Annotated in this window: 15 protein-coding genes; 11 read left to right on the top strand and 4 right to left on the bottom strand. The window is 68.5% G+C overall.

The features are described 5' to 3' along the window. The first annotated feature begins 201 nt into the window (after window positions 1-201). The 11 genes from ACPW96_RS12890 (at window position 202) to ACPW96_RS12840 (ending at window position 11,057) form a co-directional block, all read left to right on the top strand. Window positions 202-1,080 carry a transketolase gene (locus tag ACPW96_RS12890; RefSeq protein ID WP_425821280.1) on the top strand — a complete coding sequence of 293 codons (879 nt, stop codon included), beginning with the start codon at window positions 202-204 and terminating at the stop codon, window positions 1,078-1,080. Further along, window positions 1,080-2,045: a transketolase family protein gene (locus ACPW96_RS12885; RefSeq protein WP_425883552.1), complete on the top strand. Its 966-nt coding sequence runs from the start codon at window positions 1,080-1,082 to the stop codon at window positions 2,043-2,045. The genes ACPW96_RS12890 and ACPW96_RS12885 overlap by 1 nt, the downstream gene beginning before the upstream one ends. 39 nt (window positions 2,046-2,084) lie before the next feature. Next, window positions 2,085-3,152, top strand: coding sequence for a zinc-dependent alcohol dehydrogenase (locus tag ACPW96_RS12880; protein ID WP_425883550.1), 1,068 nt, complete (start codon window positions 2,085-2,087; stop codon window positions 3,150-3,152). Next, on the top strand, window positions 3,149-4,684 hold the full coding sequence (locus tag ACPW96_RS12875) for a sugar ABC transporter ATP-binding protein (protein ID WP_425821277.1): 1,536 nt from the start codon (window positions 3,149-3,151) through the stop codon (window positions 4,682-4,684). The genes ACPW96_RS12880 and ACPW96_RS12875 overlap by 4 nt, the downstream gene beginning before the upstream one ends. Beyond that, entirely contained in the window at window positions 4,668-5,663 is a 996-nt protein-coding gene (locus ACPW96_RS12870) for an ABC transporter permease (RefSeq protein ID WP_425821276.1), read from the top strand. The genes ACPW96_RS12875 and ACPW96_RS12870 overlap by 17 nt, the downstream gene beginning before the upstream one ends. Before the next feature lie 86 nt (window positions 5,664-5,749). Further along, window positions 5,750-6,760 carry a sugar ABC transporter substrate-binding protein gene (locus ACPW96_RS12865; RefSeq protein ID WP_425821275.1) on the top strand — a complete coding sequence of 337 codons (1,011 nt, stop codon included), beginning with the start codon at window positions 5,750-5,752 and terminating at the stop codon, window positions 6,758-6,760. Window positions 6,761-6,839: 79 nt separating this feature from the next. Then, window positions 6,840-7,610 (top strand): SDR family NAD(P)-dependent oxidoreductase, encoded by a 771-nt coding sequence (locus ACPW96_RS12860; protein ID WP_425883548.1) that lies wholly within the window; start codon window positions 6,840-6,842, stop codon window positions 7,608-7,610. Window positions 7,611-7,623: 13 nt separating this feature from the next. Then, a complete protein-coding gene (locus ACPW96_RS12855) occupies window positions 7,624-8,547 on the top strand; it encodes a sugar phosphate isomerase/epimerase family protein (protein ID WP_425821273.1) in 924 nt (307 codons plus the stop codon). Between the two features lie 69 nt (window positions 8,548-8,616). After that, window positions 8,617-10,104 (top strand): aldehyde dehydrogenase family protein, encoded by a 1,488-nt coding sequence (locus ACPW96_RS12850; protein WP_425883547.1) that lies wholly within the window; start codon window positions 8,617-8,619, stop codon window positions 10,102-10,104. Between the two features lie 51 nt (window positions 10,105-10,155). Then, a complete protein-coding gene (locus ACPW96_RS12845; protein ID WP_425883546.1) occupies window positions 10,156-10,662 on the top strand; it encodes a 2'-5' RNA ligase family protein in 507 nt (168 codons plus the stop codon). A 35-nt stretch (window positions 10,663-10,697) separates the two neighbouring features. Beyond that, window positions 10,698-11,057: a hypothetical protein gene (locus tag ACPW96_RS12840; protein WP_425883544.1), complete on the top strand. Its 360-nt coding sequence runs from the start codon at window positions 10,698-10,700 to the stop codon at window positions 11,055-11,057. Window positions 11,058-11,062: 5 nt separating this feature from the next. Here the strand turns inward: ACPW96_RS12840 and ACPW96_RS12835 are convergent, their stop codons facing one another. The 4 genes from ACPW96_RS12835 to ACPW96_RS12820 all read right to left on the bottom strand — a co-directional run bounded on the left by ACPW96_RS12835 (window position 11,063) and on the right by ACPW96_RS12820 (window position 14,996). Further along, window positions 11,063-11,659, bottom strand: coding sequence for a DUF1697 domain-containing protein (locus tag ACPW96_RS12835; RefSeq protein ID WP_425883543.1), 597 nt, complete (start codon window positions 11,657-11,659; stop codon window positions 11,063-11,065). 49 nt (window positions 11,660-11,708) lie between these two features. Next, window positions 11,709-12,278 carry an alpha-ketoglutarate-dependent dioxygenase AlkB gene (locus tag ACPW96_RS12830; protein ID WP_425883542.1) on the bottom strand — a complete coding sequence of 190 codons (570 nt, stop codon included), beginning with the start codon at window positions 12,276-12,278 and terminating at the stop codon, window positions 11,709-11,711. Window positions 12,279-12,350: 72 nt separating this feature from the next. Beyond that, window positions 12,351-13,565 (bottom strand): MFS transporter, encoded by a 1,215-nt coding sequence (locus tag ACPW96_RS12825; protein WP_425883541.1) that lies wholly within the window; start codon window positions 13,563-13,565, stop codon window positions 12,351-12,353. A 252-nt stretch (window positions 13,566-13,817) separates the two neighbouring features. Continuing rightward, a complete protein-coding gene (locus ACPW96_RS12820) occupies window positions 13,818-14,996 on the bottom strand; it encodes a 4-hydroxybenzoate 3-monooxygenase (protein ID WP_425883540.1) in 1,179 nt (392 codons plus the stop codon). Window positions 14,997-15,151 lie beyond the last annotated feature (155 nt).

Here is a 15,151-nt window from a genome sequence, read left to right as displayed (position 1 = left end):
TTTCTACTTCTGCCATGGGTGCGATGATTCGCATCCCTAAACAAGTTTACGTACATTCCTGTTTACTTGTAAATCACATCGTGTTACTGTCGCCTCTGTCGAGACCCGGAGCCCGGGTCGGACCCAAGAACGAGAGTCGCTGACGACGCCGGGTTCGGTGGTCGCAACGACGATCCGTGTCATTCAACGAGGAGGCATGTGATGGGCCGAGAGCGCCTGCAGGCGGATGAGAAACTTCACACCGTCGAAGAGCTGGAAGACCTGGCATTCGAACTCAGGTCGAAGCTGCTGCACCTGTGCGGCACGTACGAGGGAGCCGTCCACATCGGCGGCGACCTGTCGGCGGCCGACATCCTGACGGCGCTGTTCGAGTACGGACTGCACGTCGACCCGACCGACCTCCGCAATCCGGAGCGCGACCGCTTCGTGCTGAGCAAGGGGCACGCCGCCGTCTGCATGTACATCGCGATGGCGATCCGCGGCTTCTTCTCGTACGACGGAATCGTCGAGACGTATGGCCAGCTCGACAGCGCCTACGGGATGCACCCGTGCAAAGTGCAGCTGCCGGGCGTCGAGTGTTCGACCGGTTCGCTCGGCCACGGACTTCCGCTCGCAGTCGGCATGGCCTTGAGCGCCCGCGGGCGCGGCGAGACGCACCGCGTCGTGTGCCTGCTGGGCGACGGCGAGACCGGAGAGGGCTCGGTCTGGGAGGCCGCCATGGCCGCTCGCAGCAACGAACTCGGCAACCTCGTCGCCTTCGTCGACCGCAACCGCCAGCTCATGACCAGCTTCGCCGAGGAGCGCGTCGTCTTCGAGCCCTACCCCGACAAATGGGCGGCGTTCGGCTGGAACGTCGTGCACATCGACGGCCACGACATGGGCCAGCTCGTGAAGGCGATCGACGAACTGCCCGAGTCCTCCAGCAACCGCCCGACGGTGGTCGTCTGCGAAACCGTGAAGGGCAAGGGTGTGGACTTCATGGAGCACAACCTCGCCTGGCACGCCGGCTCGCTCGGCGCCGCCGACCTGGAGCGCGCCATGGCCGCGCTCGAAGCATCGCGTGAGAAGGAGTCAGTCTGATGCCCGTCACCTTCACGTTCGGAGAGATGCTCTCCGCCCGGTCCGTCATCGGCACCACGCTCGCCGAGCTCGGCGACGAGTATCCGAACCTCTGGGTTCTGACACCCGACATCGGCGCCACGCTCGTCGAGTTCCGCGACAAGTTCCCCGAGCGCTTCCTCGACGTCGGGCTTGCTGAGCAGGTCTGCGTCGGCATCGCGGCCGGTCTCGCCTACGACGGGAACATCCCCGTGGTCTCGGGCATGCTCCCCTTCCTGTCGATGCGCGCCCTGGAGCAGGTGCGCTCCGACGTCTGCTACCCCAACCTTCCGGTCAAGATCATCGGCACCCACGGCGGGCTCGTCGGCAACGGCGGCTCGACCCACTACGCGGTCGAAGACCTTGCGCTCATGTGCGCGCTGACGAACATGACCGTCACCTCTATCGGCGACCCGCTGATGGTGGGCGAGATCATCCGCCAGTCCATGACGATGCAGGGGCCGATCTACATCCGCCTGGCCGTCGGCAAGAAGGACAAGGTGCTCTACGAACCCGGGCAGCACGACATCCAGATCGGCAGGGGCATCGTCGCGCGCGAGGGCACCGACGCCACGATCTTCACCCACGGCACCGTCGTCGCGCAGGCGCTGGATGCCGCGGAGGAGCTTGCCAAGGATGGCCGTTCGATCCGGGTCGTCGACATGTTCACCCTCAAGCCCATCGACGAGGAGCTGGTCGTGCGCTGCGCCGCAGAGACCGGTGGCCGATTCGTCGTGGTCGAGGATCACCTCGCCTACGGCGGCCTCGCGAGCCGGATCGCGGACGTGGTCGCGGACCGCGGGGTGCACCTCACCGCCTTCGAGCGGCTCGGCATCCCCCAGGTCTACGCCGGCTTCGGCGATGACGAGGAGCTGCGCGACAAGCACGGCTATGGACTGCCGGCCACGATCGCCGCCACCCGCCGGGTGCTCGCTGCGCAGGTCTGACCTCGCTGGCGCCGCCATCGGCTCAACGGAGAGACGAACATGAGAACAGTCGCCGTCACCAAGATCGGCAGCCTGCGCGACCCCGACGAGCAGACGCGGGGCCGCATCGGCGTGGTCGACTTCCCCGAGCCGGTGCTCGGACCCGAAGACGTGCGCGTGCGCGTGGCGTATTCGGCCATCTGCGGCTCCGACCCGCACCTCGCCGAGGGCTTCTTCGGCACCGACGTGCCGATCGGCCTCGGACACGAGCTCTCCGGCGTCGTCGAGGCGCTCGGCGAACGCGCTCACCGCAACGGCCTGCAGGTCGGCGATCGGGTGGCGGGCAACTTCCTGCGCTTCTGCGGCACGTGTCGCCCGTGCCAGGAGGGCACGCAGCAGTTCTGCGAGCACCTCGACGACTACAACAGGCCCGGCATGGCCGAGACCGTCACGTGGCACGAATCGCAGGTCTACAAGCTGCCCGACGATGTCTCGCTGCTGAAGGGATGCCTGCTCGAACCGACGTCGGTCGCCGTGCGCATCGCCGACAAGACCGGGATCAAGGTCGGCGACCGGGTCGCTATCTGCGGCGGCGGCCCCATCGGGCAGCTGACCCTGCAGGTGATGAAGATGTACGGCGCGACATCGCTGACCCTCATCGAGCCGATCGCCGACAGGCGCGAGATGGCGCTCCGGCATGGGGCGGATGTCGTCGTCGATCCGATCGCCGAAGATCAGTACGCCCGCGCCGACGAGATCACGCAGGGCCGCGGCTACGACATCGTGATCGACGCCTCGGGGTCGTCGCGCGCGGTGCGGGGCCTGCTCGACATCGCCGGCAAGGGCGCGACGGTCATCTACGGCGCGATGTACCCGGAGAACTTCGAGATGCCGCTCAACCTGTCGGACTACCTGTACCTGAAGGAGTTGACGCTGACGGGCGTGTTCGTCTCGCCCTACGCCTTCCCACGCGCCCTGCAGATCCTCCCCTACCTCGATCTCGACGAGCTCACGCAGGCGGTGTTCGACCTCGAAGACGCGGTCGAGGCGTTCGCCATGCACGTCAGCGGGAAGTTCCCGAAGGTCGTGCTCCGCTGCAACGACATCGCGGAGGAGGCGACCCCATGACCGCGATCGATGAGACCCGAACGACAGCGCCCGCGCTCGAGGCCCGCGACATCGTCAAGCGCTTCGACGGCGTGCACGCCCTGAACGGCGCGCAGCTTTCGGTGCTGCCGGGCGAGATCCATGCCCTGCTCGGTGAGAACGGCGCCGGAAAGTCCACGCTCATCAAGGTGCTCACCGGCATCTACGCGCCGGACGGCGGAACCCTGTGGCGCAGCGGTGAAGAGGTCGAGTTCCACAACGTGCGCGTGGCCAACCGCGCGGGCATCGTCGCCCTGTATCAGGAGCTTTCGATCATCCCCACCATCAGCGTCGCCGAGAACATCCTGCTCGGCGAGCAGACGCCGTCACGAGGCGGCATCGTGCAATGGCGCGCCCTGCGTCGGCGCGCTCGCTCGCAGCTCGAACGCCTGCACCAGAGGATTTCGCTGAGCAAGCTCGCCGGTGAGCTGTCGCCGGTGCAGCAGACAATGGTGGCCTTCGCCCGTGCGCTCGCGACCGACGCCCGCGTTCTCATCCTCGACGAGCCGACGGCGTCGCTGACGGATACCGAGATCACCGAGCTGTTCTCGGTGCTCCGCAGTCTGCGCGATGAAGGGGTCGCGATCCTCTACGTGTCGCACCGGCTCGAGGAGGTCTTCGAACTCTGCGACCGCCTCACCGTCATGCGCAACGGCGCGACCATCGTCACGAAAGATGTCGCCGACTCCACCATCGACGAGGTCATCTCCAACATGGTCGGCCGCCCCGGCGGGGAGCTGTATCCCGAGCGGACCACCGCGACAATGGACGTCGCCCTCACGGTGGACGGCATCGACGGCCGCCGCGTCAAGGGCGTCTCGTTCACCGCTCACAAGGGCGAAGTCCTCGGAATCGGGGGGCTCGCCGGCTCGGGCCGCAGCGAGCTGATGCGCATCCTCTCCGGAGCGCAGAAGCACACGGCGGGCACGATCGCGGTCGGGAACACGACGCTTCCGCACTCACCCGGTGTGGGCAGGGCGCTGGACGCGGGCATCGCCCTGGTTCCGGAGGAGCGGCGCACCCAGGGCGTGATCCTCGGCACGACGATTCGCGACAACATCGCCCTCGCCAATCTTTCCGCCGTCAGCTCTGCCGGGCTGGTCTCGGGCGCGCGCATCTCGGACATCGTCAACAAGGGGATGGCCGACCTGCAGATCAAGGCGCGCAGTCAGCGGCAGCCGGTGGGCGAACTCTCCGGCGGCAATCAACAAAAGGTCGTGTTGGCCAAGATGCTGGCCCGCGCGCCGAAGGTGCTGCTCATGGATGAGCCGACGCGGGGCATCGACGTCGGCACGAAGGCCGAGATCTATCGGCTCATCCGCCAGCTCGCGGCGGCCGGCACGACGGTGATCGCCGTCAGCTCCGAGCTGCCCGAGCTGATCGGCATGAGCGACCGGGTGCTCATCATGCACGAGGGGCGGATCTCCGGCGAGGTCGACGCCGCCCAGGCGGACGAAGAAGTCCTGCTGGCCTATTGCTACGGAAAGGCTGAATCACATGTCAACGACGCGTAACCCGGGACTGGAGGACGCCACCGGCACCCGAGCGGTCCCTCGCCGGTCGGTGGGGCAGACCCTGCTGGCATCCGGCACGGTCCTCGCCCTATTCGTGCTGATCATCTTCTTCTTCGCGATGCGGCCCGACGTATTCCTGAGCTTCAACAACGTGCGGAACATCCTCTACCAGGTGGCCATCCTGGCGATCATCGCCGGCGCCCAGACGATCGTCATGGTCGTCGGCGACTTCGATTTGTCCGTGGCGGCGACCTCCGCCCTGGCCGGCGCGGTCGCGGCATCCATGATGCTGAACGGCGTTCCCGTCGCCGCGGCCATCCTGGCCGCCCTGGTCGTCGGGGTGCTGATCGGGCTCATAAACGGCGCCCTCGTCGCCTACCTGAATCTCTCCGCCTTCGTGGCGACCCTGGCGACCTTGACGTCGGTGACGGGCCTCGCCTTCCTCGTGACCGATGGAACGACGCTGTTCAACCTGCCGCCGGAGTTCAACTTCCTGGGGCAGGGGCGCTTCCTCGAGATCCCGATGCCGGTCTTCATCGCGATCGCCATCTCGGTGATCCTGTGGTTCGTCCTGCGATTCACGACCCTGGGGCGCAAGTGGTACGCGATCGGGGGGAACGCGGAGGTGTCCCGCCTATCTGGCGTAAACGTCCGGAGCGCTCGGCTGCTCGCCTTCACGGTCGCCGGCCTGGTCTCAGCGATCGGCGGCATCGTGCTGGCGGCACGACTGGGCAGCGCGAGCGCCGTGCAGGGCGAGGACAACCTGCTGTTCTCCGTCGCCGCCGTCTTCCTCGGGATGACGATCGTGCGTTCCGGCGCCGCCAACATCGTCGGCACCATGGTCGGCGTCGCCATCATCGGCGTGATGAGCAATGGCCTCAACATCCTCGGGGTCAACGCCTATGTGCAGCAGGTGGTCACCGGGCTGATCATCATCGCCGCCGTGACGCTCTCGTCGTTCAAGAACCGGGAGCGGTGACCCGCATCGCTCCAAAGAAAGCTGAGCGGGTCTCGATCCCGCTCGGGCACCAGCAGCAAACGCAGTCACAACAAAGGAGTAGACAAGTGCGCACGAAACTCAAGGCTCTCGCCGCAGTCGCGGCGGCGGCGACTCTGGTCCTGGCAGGGTGCTCTTCCGGCGGGAGCGGCGGTGGCACCGGCGGCGGCGACGCCGCTGCGGGGGGTGGCGACGACGCGTTCAAGGTGATTGCGTTCACCTCCGGGAATCAGACCCCGATCGGGGCGTGGTGGGTGAAGGCGGTTCAGGAGCAGGCCGACGAGCTGGGCTGGGACCTGACGATGATCCAGGGCGACTTCGACTTCCAGAAGATGAACCCTGCGGTCGAAAGCGCGATCGGACAGGGCGCCGATGCCATCTTCGACGGTTACACCGACGTCGCCTCGATCGGCTCGATCGTCACCGCCGCGAAGGATGCCGGCATCCCGATGTTCGCCATGGACAGCGCGACCGAGGCGAACGACGCCTTCGCGATCAACATCACCACCGACCAGCAGGGGATCGTCGACCAGACGGTGGGCGCGATCGACGAGTCGCTCGGCGGCCTCGACGGCAAGACGGTCATGGTCATCGGGCACGACCCGCATCCGGGTATCCGTCTCCGTGCGAGCCTCGCAGAAGAGGCGTTCACCGAAGCGGGAGCCGAGATCGCGGGTGGGGAGATCCAGAAGGTCACCTCGCCGGCCACCGGCCGCACCGAGGCGCTCGCGCTCGTCGCCGATTACCTCACCGCGAACCCCGACGGCCTCGACGCCGTCTGGGTGGGTTGGGATGACGCGGCCCTCGGCGCGGCCCAGGCCATCACCGAGGCCGGCGCGGGCGCGAAGGTGACCGGAGTGGATGCCACGAGCGAGGCGATCGCCGGGATCCAGTCGGAGGGCGCCTTCCTCGCGACGATCGAGCAGCCGTGGCCGTCGATCCTCGACTCGGTCATGGAGCACATGATCGCCTACCAGGAGGACGGCACGCTTCCCGACTCCAACTACGAAGCCGTCGACACGACCCTCGTCACGATCGACAACGCGGCGGATATCACCCCGTCGGATCAGCTCGAGTAGCTCATCCGGAGCCGGTGGAGCGGGCCGTCCCGCCCCACCGGCTCCCATGCCCTCCATCAGCTCCAGGACAGGAGAGAACATGCGTTTGACAGGCAAGGTCGCACTCATCACGGGAGGGGCCAGCGGGATCGGCCTGGCCACCGTTCGGAAGTTCGTCGCCGAGGGCGCGAAGGTCGCGGTCGCCGACATCGACCTCGCGCGCGCGCAGGCGGTTGTAGACGATCAGGGTGCCGGTGCCGCCGTCGCCGTCGGCGTCGATGTGTCGGTATTCGCCGAGGTAGAAGCCGCGGTGCGGAGCACCGTCGACGCCTTCGGAAAGCTCGACGTCATCTTCAACAACGCCGGGATCGCCGGGGGCAAGCCGTTGCTCGACCACGACCCGGAAGTGGACTACGCCCCCATGATCCGCATCGACCAGGACGGCGTCTACTACGGCATCCTGGCGGCGGGTCGGCAGTTCCGTGACCAGGGCACGGGAGGTGTGATCATCAGCACGTCATCGATCTACGGTGAGCAGGCCGCGGAGCTCGCGTTCTCGTACAGCGCCGCCAAGGCCGCCGTGATCTCTTTCACGCGCTCGGCCGCGTACGAGCTGGCTGAGTACGGCATCCGCGCGGTCGCCATCACACCGGGACGGGTGGCGACGCCCATCATCAACCAGTTCAGTGACGAACTGAGGAGCACCTTCGCCTCCGAGCAGCTGCGCAACAGGATGACCGAGCCGGAAGAGATCGCGAACGTCGTCGCGTTCCTCGCCTCCGACGAGTCCAACGTGATCAACGGCACGGTGGTGCACGTCGACGACGGCTACTCGGTCTACAAGCAGCGCCTCGACCTGCCCACGTTCTGAACGGAGGTGACGCATGACCGATGACAGCCACACGGCGAGAACGCTCGATCTGGCGTGCCACGCGAACATCCTGGTACCGGATGTGGCCGCGGGGCCGTTCGCGAAGGCCCTGAAGGTCATCGCCGAGGCCGGATACTCCTCCGTGGTGCTGCCGCCGCTCGATCCGATGTCGACCGATGCGCCGGCGCTGCGCGCTCTGCTCGAGGAGAGCGGGCTGGCGCCGATCACGATCGCGGGCGGGATCTCGGCGCACACCGACGTCGGTTCGGCCGACTCTGGGGTGCGCGCGGCGGGAGCAGCACTGCTGCGAGGCGCCGTCGACTTCACCGCGGCCCTCGGCGGCGATCAGATGAACGGAGTGCCGTACGGCGTCTTCGGTCATCCCCAGGCCCCGACATCCGACGCCGGCTTCGAACGGGCGGCGCGCGAAGTCGGGGCTGTCGCGGACTATGGCCACGAGCGCGGCATCACGATGACGTTCGAGGTGCTGAATCGCTACGAGACGTCGGTGGTGAATACCGCCGCCCAGGCGCTGCGATTCGTCGAGCGAAGCGGGTCCGACCATCTCCGCATCCACCTCGACACCTTCCACATGGCGATCGAGGAGGCCGACATCGTCGAGGCGATCCGCGTCGCCCTGCCGAAGCTCGGGTATCTCGAGCTGGGCCAGTCCGGGCGGGGACTGCTCAGCAGCGGAGCGCTCGACATCGCCGACATCGTGCGGCAGGCGCTGGATCTCGGCTACGAAGGCCGGATCGGCGTCGAAGCATTCTCGCGCGGCGTCCTCCCGCCCGCGGTGGGCGACATGCTGGCCATCTGGCGCGACCCGTACGACGACGGCGCCGGCCTGGCGGCGGACGCCGCCGAGGTCATCCACCGTGGTTGGATGCTGAGCACGGTCGGACGGCGCCCGCAGCGGCTCGTCCTGAAACCGTAGGCCGCGCGGCCTGAATTCGCGGGCACGATCCCGCACGCAGAAACGACACGACAACCCGAAGGAGTTGCAATGAGCACCATCACGCAGACATCCGGCGCACTGATCGACGAGTCCGCGTTCGCAGGCAGGATCCACATCGACGGGGAATGGGTGCCTGGCGGAGGCGGCGAGATCCCGTCGATCGAGCCGGCCACGGGTGCCACGCTCGCGCTGGTGGGCATCGCGGATGCCGCGGACGTCGCCCGCGCTGCCGAAGGTGCCGCCCGGGCGCAGAAGGAGTGGGCGGCGCTGCCGCACCCGGCCCGGTCCGCCGTGCTGCGCAGGGCGGGGCAGCTGTGGGAGGAGCACGCCGAGGAGATCTCCGGCTGGAACATCCGCGAGGTCGGGGCCATCCCGCCGCTCGCGGGCTTCGCCCTGCACGTCACCGCTGCCGAGTGCTACGAGGCGGCGTCGCTGCCGTCGGCGCCCCTCGGCTCCGTACTCTCGAGCGAGGAGCCGCGGCTCTCGATCGCCCAGCAGGTGCCGGTCGGCGTCGTGGGAGTCATCTCCCCCTTCAACGTGCCACTCATCCTCGGCATCCGCGCAATCGCACCCGCGCTGGCACTCGGCAACGCCGTTCTACTCAAGCCCGACCCGCGCACGGTGATCACGGGTGGTGTGTCCATGGTGCGCATCTTCGAGGAGGCGGGCCTGCCGGCCGGGCTGCTGCAGCTGGTACCGGGAGGCGCCGACGTCGGAGAGGCGATGGTGGCGGATCCGCGTGTGCGCGTGATCGCCTTCACCGGGTCGACACGCGCCGGGCGCTCGGTGGGCGAGATCGCCGGGCGGAACCTCACCCGCGCGCACCTCGAGCTCGGCGGTAACTCTGCGTACATCGTGCGCGGCGACGCCGATGTCGACAAGGCCGTGAACCTCGCGACCTGGGGGTCGTTCCTCCACCAGGGCCAGATCTGCATGACCGTGGGGCGCCACATCGTGCACGAGTCGCTGTTCGACGAGTACGTCGACAAGCTTGCCGCGAAGGCGGAGTCGATGCACGTGGGCGATCCCGCTGCGGATCAGGTGCACCTCGGGCCGCTCATCGACGACATCCAGCGCGACCGCGTGCACACCCTCGTGCAGGACGCCGTCGCGGCGGGCGCAGAGCTGCGCGCCGGCGGCACCTACGAAGGGCTCTTCTACCGCCCGACAGTGCTCGCCAACCCGCCGAGGGATGCCGCGGCGTACAGCGACGAGGTTTTCGGGCCCGTGGCATCCGTCGTCTCGTACGCGACCGACGATGAGGCCGTCGAACTGGCCTCGGATACGGACTACGGACTGACGCTCGGAATCGTCACCGCCGACGTGTTCGGCGGGCTGGAGCTGGCGCGGCGCATCCCCACCGGGATCGTGCACATCAACGATCAGACGGTCAACGACGAGGCGAACGCACCGTTCGGCGGGGTCGGATCGTCGGGGACGGGATCGCGGCACGGCGGGGCGCAGGCGAACATCGACGCCTTCACCGAGACCCGGTGGATCACGCTTCGCCGCGAGCCCGCCGCGTATCCGCTGTAGGGGCGGTACATGGTGCCGACGACGCCTCGCCGATTCGGCTAGGGTGCGGGCATGAGGCAGGTCGTCAGCATCGAACTGCTGCTGGATGTCGCCACGGAGGCTCGTGTGCGCCACGAGTGGGACGCCCTGGCGGCGGCCGGGCTGCCGAGTCTCGCGAATCACGTCTCGCCCAGCAACCGTCCCCACATCACGCTGGTGGTGCGCTCGGAGCTGGAGCCTTTCCACGCGGCCGACCTGGTCGGCTCGTTGCCGATTCCCCTCACCCTCGGCGGACCGACACTGTTCGGGGCGGGCGAGCACCGCGTGCTCGTGCGCAGCGTCGTGCCTACGCGGGAGCTGCTTGAGCTGCACGCGGCGGTGCACGAACGAGTCGGACCGGGTGACGACGCCCGCCACACCAGCCCGGGCGAGTGGTCGCCCCATGTCACGCTCGCGCGCCGGCTGCGTCTGGGCGACCTCCCGGCGGCGGTGCCGCTCGTCGGCGATGAGCTCCGCGGCCAGGTGGTCGGCATCCGTCGATGGGATGCGGCATCCGCCACCATCACGGACCTTGGTTGATGACGTCCGACCCGCCCGGAACTACCGTTGGACGCATGAGCGAGAACAGTGCCGCCCGCGAGTTCTTCGAGAGCTATACCGCCGCCCTGCTTGCCCGTGATGCGGCGGCGATCGCCGGTCACTATGCCGTGCCGGCGCTGATCCAGTTCCCCGAACAGGCGATCGCGGTGTCCGACCGCTCCCAGACGGAGGCGTTCTTCGCCCAGGCGTTCGCTCAGTACGCGGGCATCTCCGAAGCGCACCCCGAGATCGATGTCGTCGCCGAGACCGCCCACAGCATCTGGGCCGATGTCACCTGGTCATACGACGACGACGACGCTCGCAACGAACGGAACATGTATCAGCTCGTCCGGGCCGGCGACGGCTGGAAGATCGCGGTCCTGACGCCTCTGTGAGCACATCAGGCCCCGTCCACGGCGTCGAGCCTCTCGAGCAGGCCCGTGCAGGTGCGCCAGGTGCGCACGGTGATCTGCTGGAAGACGGGCATCGCCATGAACCTCTGGATGCGCGTCTTCGTCGCCTTCGACGCCACCCGGGAGAAGTAGATGACGCCGGGCCCGGGCGTCACGGAGTCCACACCGTCGCGCAGCTCGGGAAGTTCCGCGAGCGCCTGGGCCGCGGTGAGCGGGTGCTTCAGGAAGAAGACGTCGCTCCGCAGCTTCGGCGATGCGTGGTCGGCGGGCGCGGCGTCGAGAGTCTTGGCCAACTCGTCCCGGGAGCGGATCACGACGAGCAGCGGCACGTCGAAGCGCTCGTGGATCACCTTCTCGACCGCGGCTTCGAGCTTCGGCCCCTTCTGCCGCGGGGCGGTGAAGAGCACGTTGCCGCTCTGCAGGTAGGTGCTGACCTCTCCGTACCCGGCGTCGCGGAAGCACTCGGCGAGGTCCGGCATTCGGATCAGATTCCTGCCTCCCACGTTGACGCCCCGCAGCAGCGCGACGAACGACGAGCCTTTGCGCGCGGCATCCGCTGGTCTCTTTCGAGCGACGGCGGTCATGTGCATAGTGCTACCAGAGTCGGGCGGATGCCGCGAGGGGTCGCCCCGCTCACGAACGAGGGCGCGCGAGCTGCCGGAACGTCACGGACCAGCGGTCCTCGGCCACGGGCGGGATCGAGTGCTGCCAGGTCCAGCGCGCGGCGCCGGTGAGCACGTACGCCGATCGGGACGCGAGCGGCTGCTCGAAGACGCGGCGTTCGCCCCCGGCCGCCGTGCGCTGGAAACGCATCAGGCAAGCGGAGCCGAGTGAGACGCCGACGACGACGCCGCCGAAGGCGAGCACGTCCTTGTGCCAGCCGATCGCGGCGCCGGGTGGGTAGAACGAGACGAGTGCCTCGACGAAGGTGAGCGGATCGACCCCGCTGAACTCGGCGGCCTTCGCCCGGAGGCCGAAGAGGTAGTCGGGCACCGGTTCGACCTCGACGGTGCCGCGGGTGCCGAAGTCGTATCCGACGCCGAAATGTCGAGTGAGCCGACGCGACGGGACGCCGTGCAGAACGAGCGGAGTCACCTCGAGCCGCGCGAACCGTTCGAGCAGCGCGGCCTCCTCTGGCACCGTGATCACTTCGTCGCGATACGAGAGGCCGGATGGTTGCTCGAGAACTCGGCGCATTGCCATGGGCCCCAGTATCGACGGAATCGACGATCGCGCCAGGGTCTTGCCGTGCTGCTTTCTGTACCGGGCCGTCGGTCAGCGGCGGTGGAGCACGAAGCGCTCGCGCCCGACCAGTGCGCCGATGACCCCCTGCCCCAGCAGCACGAGCACGAGCAGCAGCAGCGGCGCCGTCCAGTCGCCGGTGAGGGTGTGCAGGGCGCCGAAGGCGATCGGTCCCAGGGCGGCGATGACGTACCCGACCGACTGCGACATGCCCGAGAGGGCGACGGCCGTGTGATGGTCGCGGGCGCGCTCGGCCATCAGTGTGAGCGACATGCCGAGGGATGCCCCCGCCGACAATCCGGCCAGGCACGCCCACGCGAAGACGCCCGCCGGCGCCAGGATCAGGCCGAGCGCGCCGACGATCGCAAGCGATGGGAGCAGGGCCGGCACCCACCTCCGCAGCCGGCCGCGGAGGACCACCGGCACGAGCAGCGACCCGATCACGCCGGTGATCTGGAAAAACATCACGTCGACGCCCGCGACGACCTCGCTCCGTCCGATGGACGTCGAGATCGGCGCCAGCCAGGTGACGAGCATGTAGAAGGACGCGGCCTGCAGACCCATGTACGCGGCCACCTGCCACGCCAGCCCGTCCCGCCAGATGCCGGTCGGCGGGCGGCGTGTCGTCCCGCGCGCCCGGGCAGCGGCATCCGTGTGCGCACCGCGCATGGTCCAGGCCCACAGCGCGATGGCGAAGGGCAGCAGGATGCCGGTGGCCAGCAGCGCGGGACGCCATCCGAGCTCACCGCCGTCGGCCTCGAGGTGCGAGACCGGAACGACCATGCCGGACGCGATGGCCCCGACCCCGCCGAGCAGGGCCGTGTACACCGCCATCACCGCGGGCACACGGGCGCCGAAGTCGCGCTTGATCACGGCCGGCATCAGCACGTTGGCGATCGCCAGGGCCACGCCGATGAGCACCGTCCCGAGCCACAGGTTGATCGCCGGGCCCGCAGCAGAGCGCCAGATGGTGCCGGCGGTCAGGAGGAGCAGCGACCACAGCACGACCCGCGAGTGCCCGAACCGCTGACTCAGGTCGTGGGCGAGCGGCGAGACGAGCGCCCAGGCGATGAGCGGCACGGCGGCCAGCAGGCCGAGCGCGGCGCTGCCGATGCCGAGGTCGTCGCCGATCTGGTCGAGCAGCGGGCCGATGCCGGTGATCGTCGCCCGCATGTTCGCGGCGATGACGCAGACCGCGACGAACAGCAGAAGTGCCGGTTTCGGCTGCCCCTCCCGCGACTGGCCCATGGTTCCGGGACTATACCCCAGCCCGCCTGCTCTGTACCGGGCTCCGACTCTCCGGTATCGGTACCCGAGCCGCCTCCGGTCCCTGAGCTTGTCGAAGGGTCGACGCCTCGACAGGCTCGGCGACCGGCATCGTCGACGCCTCGACAGGCTCGGCGACCGGGACTCCTCGACAGGCTCGGCGACCGGGACTCCTCGACAGGCTCGGCGACCGGGACTCCTCGACAGGCTCGGCGGCCGGGACCGGTCGAACCCCTACAGCTCGATCGGCCAGCCGGTGTACGCCTCGGCGAGATATGTACGCCCCGCCTCGGACTCGACGACCGAACGCAGCTCGCCCAGCTGGCGCAGTCGGTCGAAGTCCGATGCATTCGGCGCCACGTGCAGCATGCTCGTCATCCACCACGAGAAGTGCTGAGCCTTCCAGATGCGCCGCAGCGCCTTGTCGGCGTAGGCGTCGATCGCGCTCTCGTCGTTGTGGAGCAGCAGGGCGCGCAGGGCCAGCTCGAGCAGGATCACGTCGGCGACCGCGAGGTTCATGCCCTTGGCGCCGGTCGGCGGAACGGTGTGCGCGGCGTCGCCCACCAGCACGACCCGCCCCCGGCGCAGCTCGTGGGCGACGAAGCTGCGGAACCGCAGCACGTCGCGCTTGATGATAGGCCCCTCGACCAGCGTCGTCCCGGGCACGCGCGCCTGCAGCGCCTCCCAGATCTCGGACTCCGACAACGCGTCGGGGTCCGCATCCGGGTCGCACTGGAAATACATTCGCTGAACCGTCGGGCTGCGCTGGCTGATCAGGGCGAACCCGTCGGGCGAATTGCTGTAGATCAGCTCCTCCGCGCTGGGTGGGGCCTCGGTGAGGATGCCGAACCAGGCGAACGGATATTCCCGGAAGTACCCGCCGGTCGATGATCCCGTCACGGCTGGCCGCGCCACGCTGCGTGACCCGTCGGCGCCGACCACGAAGTCCGCCTCGATCTCGAGCGCACCGCCCCCGGCGTCCGTCGCGATCACGCGCGGACGATCGCTGTCGGATCCGTCGACCCGCTCGGCGGTGATGCCGAAGCGCAGGTCCTGGCCCGCGACGAGTCGCACCTCGATCAGGTCCTTGAGCACCTCGTGCTGTGGGTAGAGGTACACGCTGCGGCCGGTGAGGCTCGGAAAGTCGATGCGGTGACCCTGGCCCGCGAACCGGAGTTCGATGCCGTCGTGCTTGTTCGCCTTCGCGCGGATGCTCGGGCTCGCGCCGGAGCCTTCGAGCACATCCACGGTGCCCTGCTCGAGGATGCCCGCGCGAATCGTCGTCTCGATCTCTTCGCGGGTGCGGGAGTCGATCACGATCGAGTCGATGCCTGCCTTCTCGAGGAGGTGCGAGAGCAGCAGGCCGGCCGGGCCGGCCCCGATGATGGCGACGCGGGTGCGGGCGGTGGTCATGACGTCTCCTTCGACGACGGGCGGATGCTGCATCCAGTGTGGTGGCCACGAACGAAGAACGCGTGCCCATTCTCATTGAATGGGCACGCGTTCGCTAGCGCCTGAGGTCGCTGAGCGTGTCGAAGCGTCGCTTGAGGTCGCTGAGAGTGTCGAAG

It is taken from the genome of Micromonospora sp. DT81.3 (genome assembly GCF_049847225.1).
Classification (GTDB): domain Bacteria; phylum Actinomycetota; class Actinomycetes; order Actinomycetales; family Microbacteriaceae; genus Microbacterium.
This window is presented reverse-complemented; position numbering and strand designations above follow the sequence as displayed.

Excerpts from the sequence above, each read along its gene's own strand:
- ACPW96_RS12870 (WP_425821276.1), top strand. The coding sequence starts at position 4,668 with ATGTCAACGACGCGTAACCCGGGACTGGAGGACGCCACCGGCACCCGA.
- ACPW96_RS12835 (WP_425883543.1), bottom strand. The coding sequence starts at position 11,659 with ATGACCGCCGTCGCTCGAAAGAGACCAGCGGATGCCGCGCGCAAAGGC.
- ACPW96_RS12820 (WP_425883540.1), bottom strand. The coding sequence starts at position 14,996 with ATGACCACCGCCCGCACCCGCGTCGCCATCATCGGGGCCGGCCCGGCC.
- ACPW96_RS12845 (WP_425883546.1), top strand. The coding sequence starts at position 10,156 with ATGAGGCAGGTCGTCAGCATCGAACTGCTGCTGGATGTCGCCACGGAG.
- ACPW96_RS12840 (WP_425883544.1), top strand. The coding sequence starts at position 10,698 with ATGAGCGAGAACAGTGCCGCCCGCGAGTTCTTCGAGAGCTATACCGCC.
- ACPW96_RS12890 (WP_425821280.1), top strand. The coding sequence starts at position 202 with ATGGGCCGAGAGCGCCTGCAGGCGGATGAGAAACTTCACACCGTCGAA.
- ACPW96_RS12830 (WP_425883542.1), bottom strand. The coding sequence starts at position 12,278 with ATGGCAATGCGCCGAGTTCTCGAGCAACCATCCGGCCTCTCGTATCGC.
- ACPW96_RS12875 (WP_425821277.1), top strand. The coding sequence starts at position 3,149 with ATGACCGCGATCGATGAGACCCGAACGACAGCGCCCGCGCTCGAGGCC.
- ACPW96_RS12825 (WP_425883541.1), bottom strand. The coding sequence starts at position 13,565 with ATGGGCCAGTCGCGGGAGGGGCAGCCGAAACCGGCACTTCTGCTGTTC.
- ACPW96_RS12880 (WP_425883550.1), top strand. The coding sequence starts at position 2,085 with ATGAGAACAGTCGCCGTCACCAAGATCGGCAGCCTGCGCGACCCCGAC.
- ACPW96_RS12855 (WP_425821273.1), top strand. The coding sequence starts at position 7,624 with ATGACCGATGACAGCCACACGGCGAGAACGCTCGATCTGGCGTGCCAC.
- ACPW96_RS12885 (WP_425883552.1), top strand. The coding sequence starts at position 1,080 with ATGCCCGTCACCTTCACGTTCGGAGAGATGCTCTCCGCCCGGTCCGTC.
- ACPW96_RS12850 (WP_425883547.1), top strand. The coding sequence starts at position 8,617 with ATGAGCACCATCACGCAGACATCCGGCGCACTGATCGACGAGTCCGCG.
- ACPW96_RS12860 (WP_425883548.1), top strand. The coding sequence starts at position 6,840 with ATGCGTTTGACAGGCAAGGTCGCACTCATCACGGGAGGGGCCAGCGGG.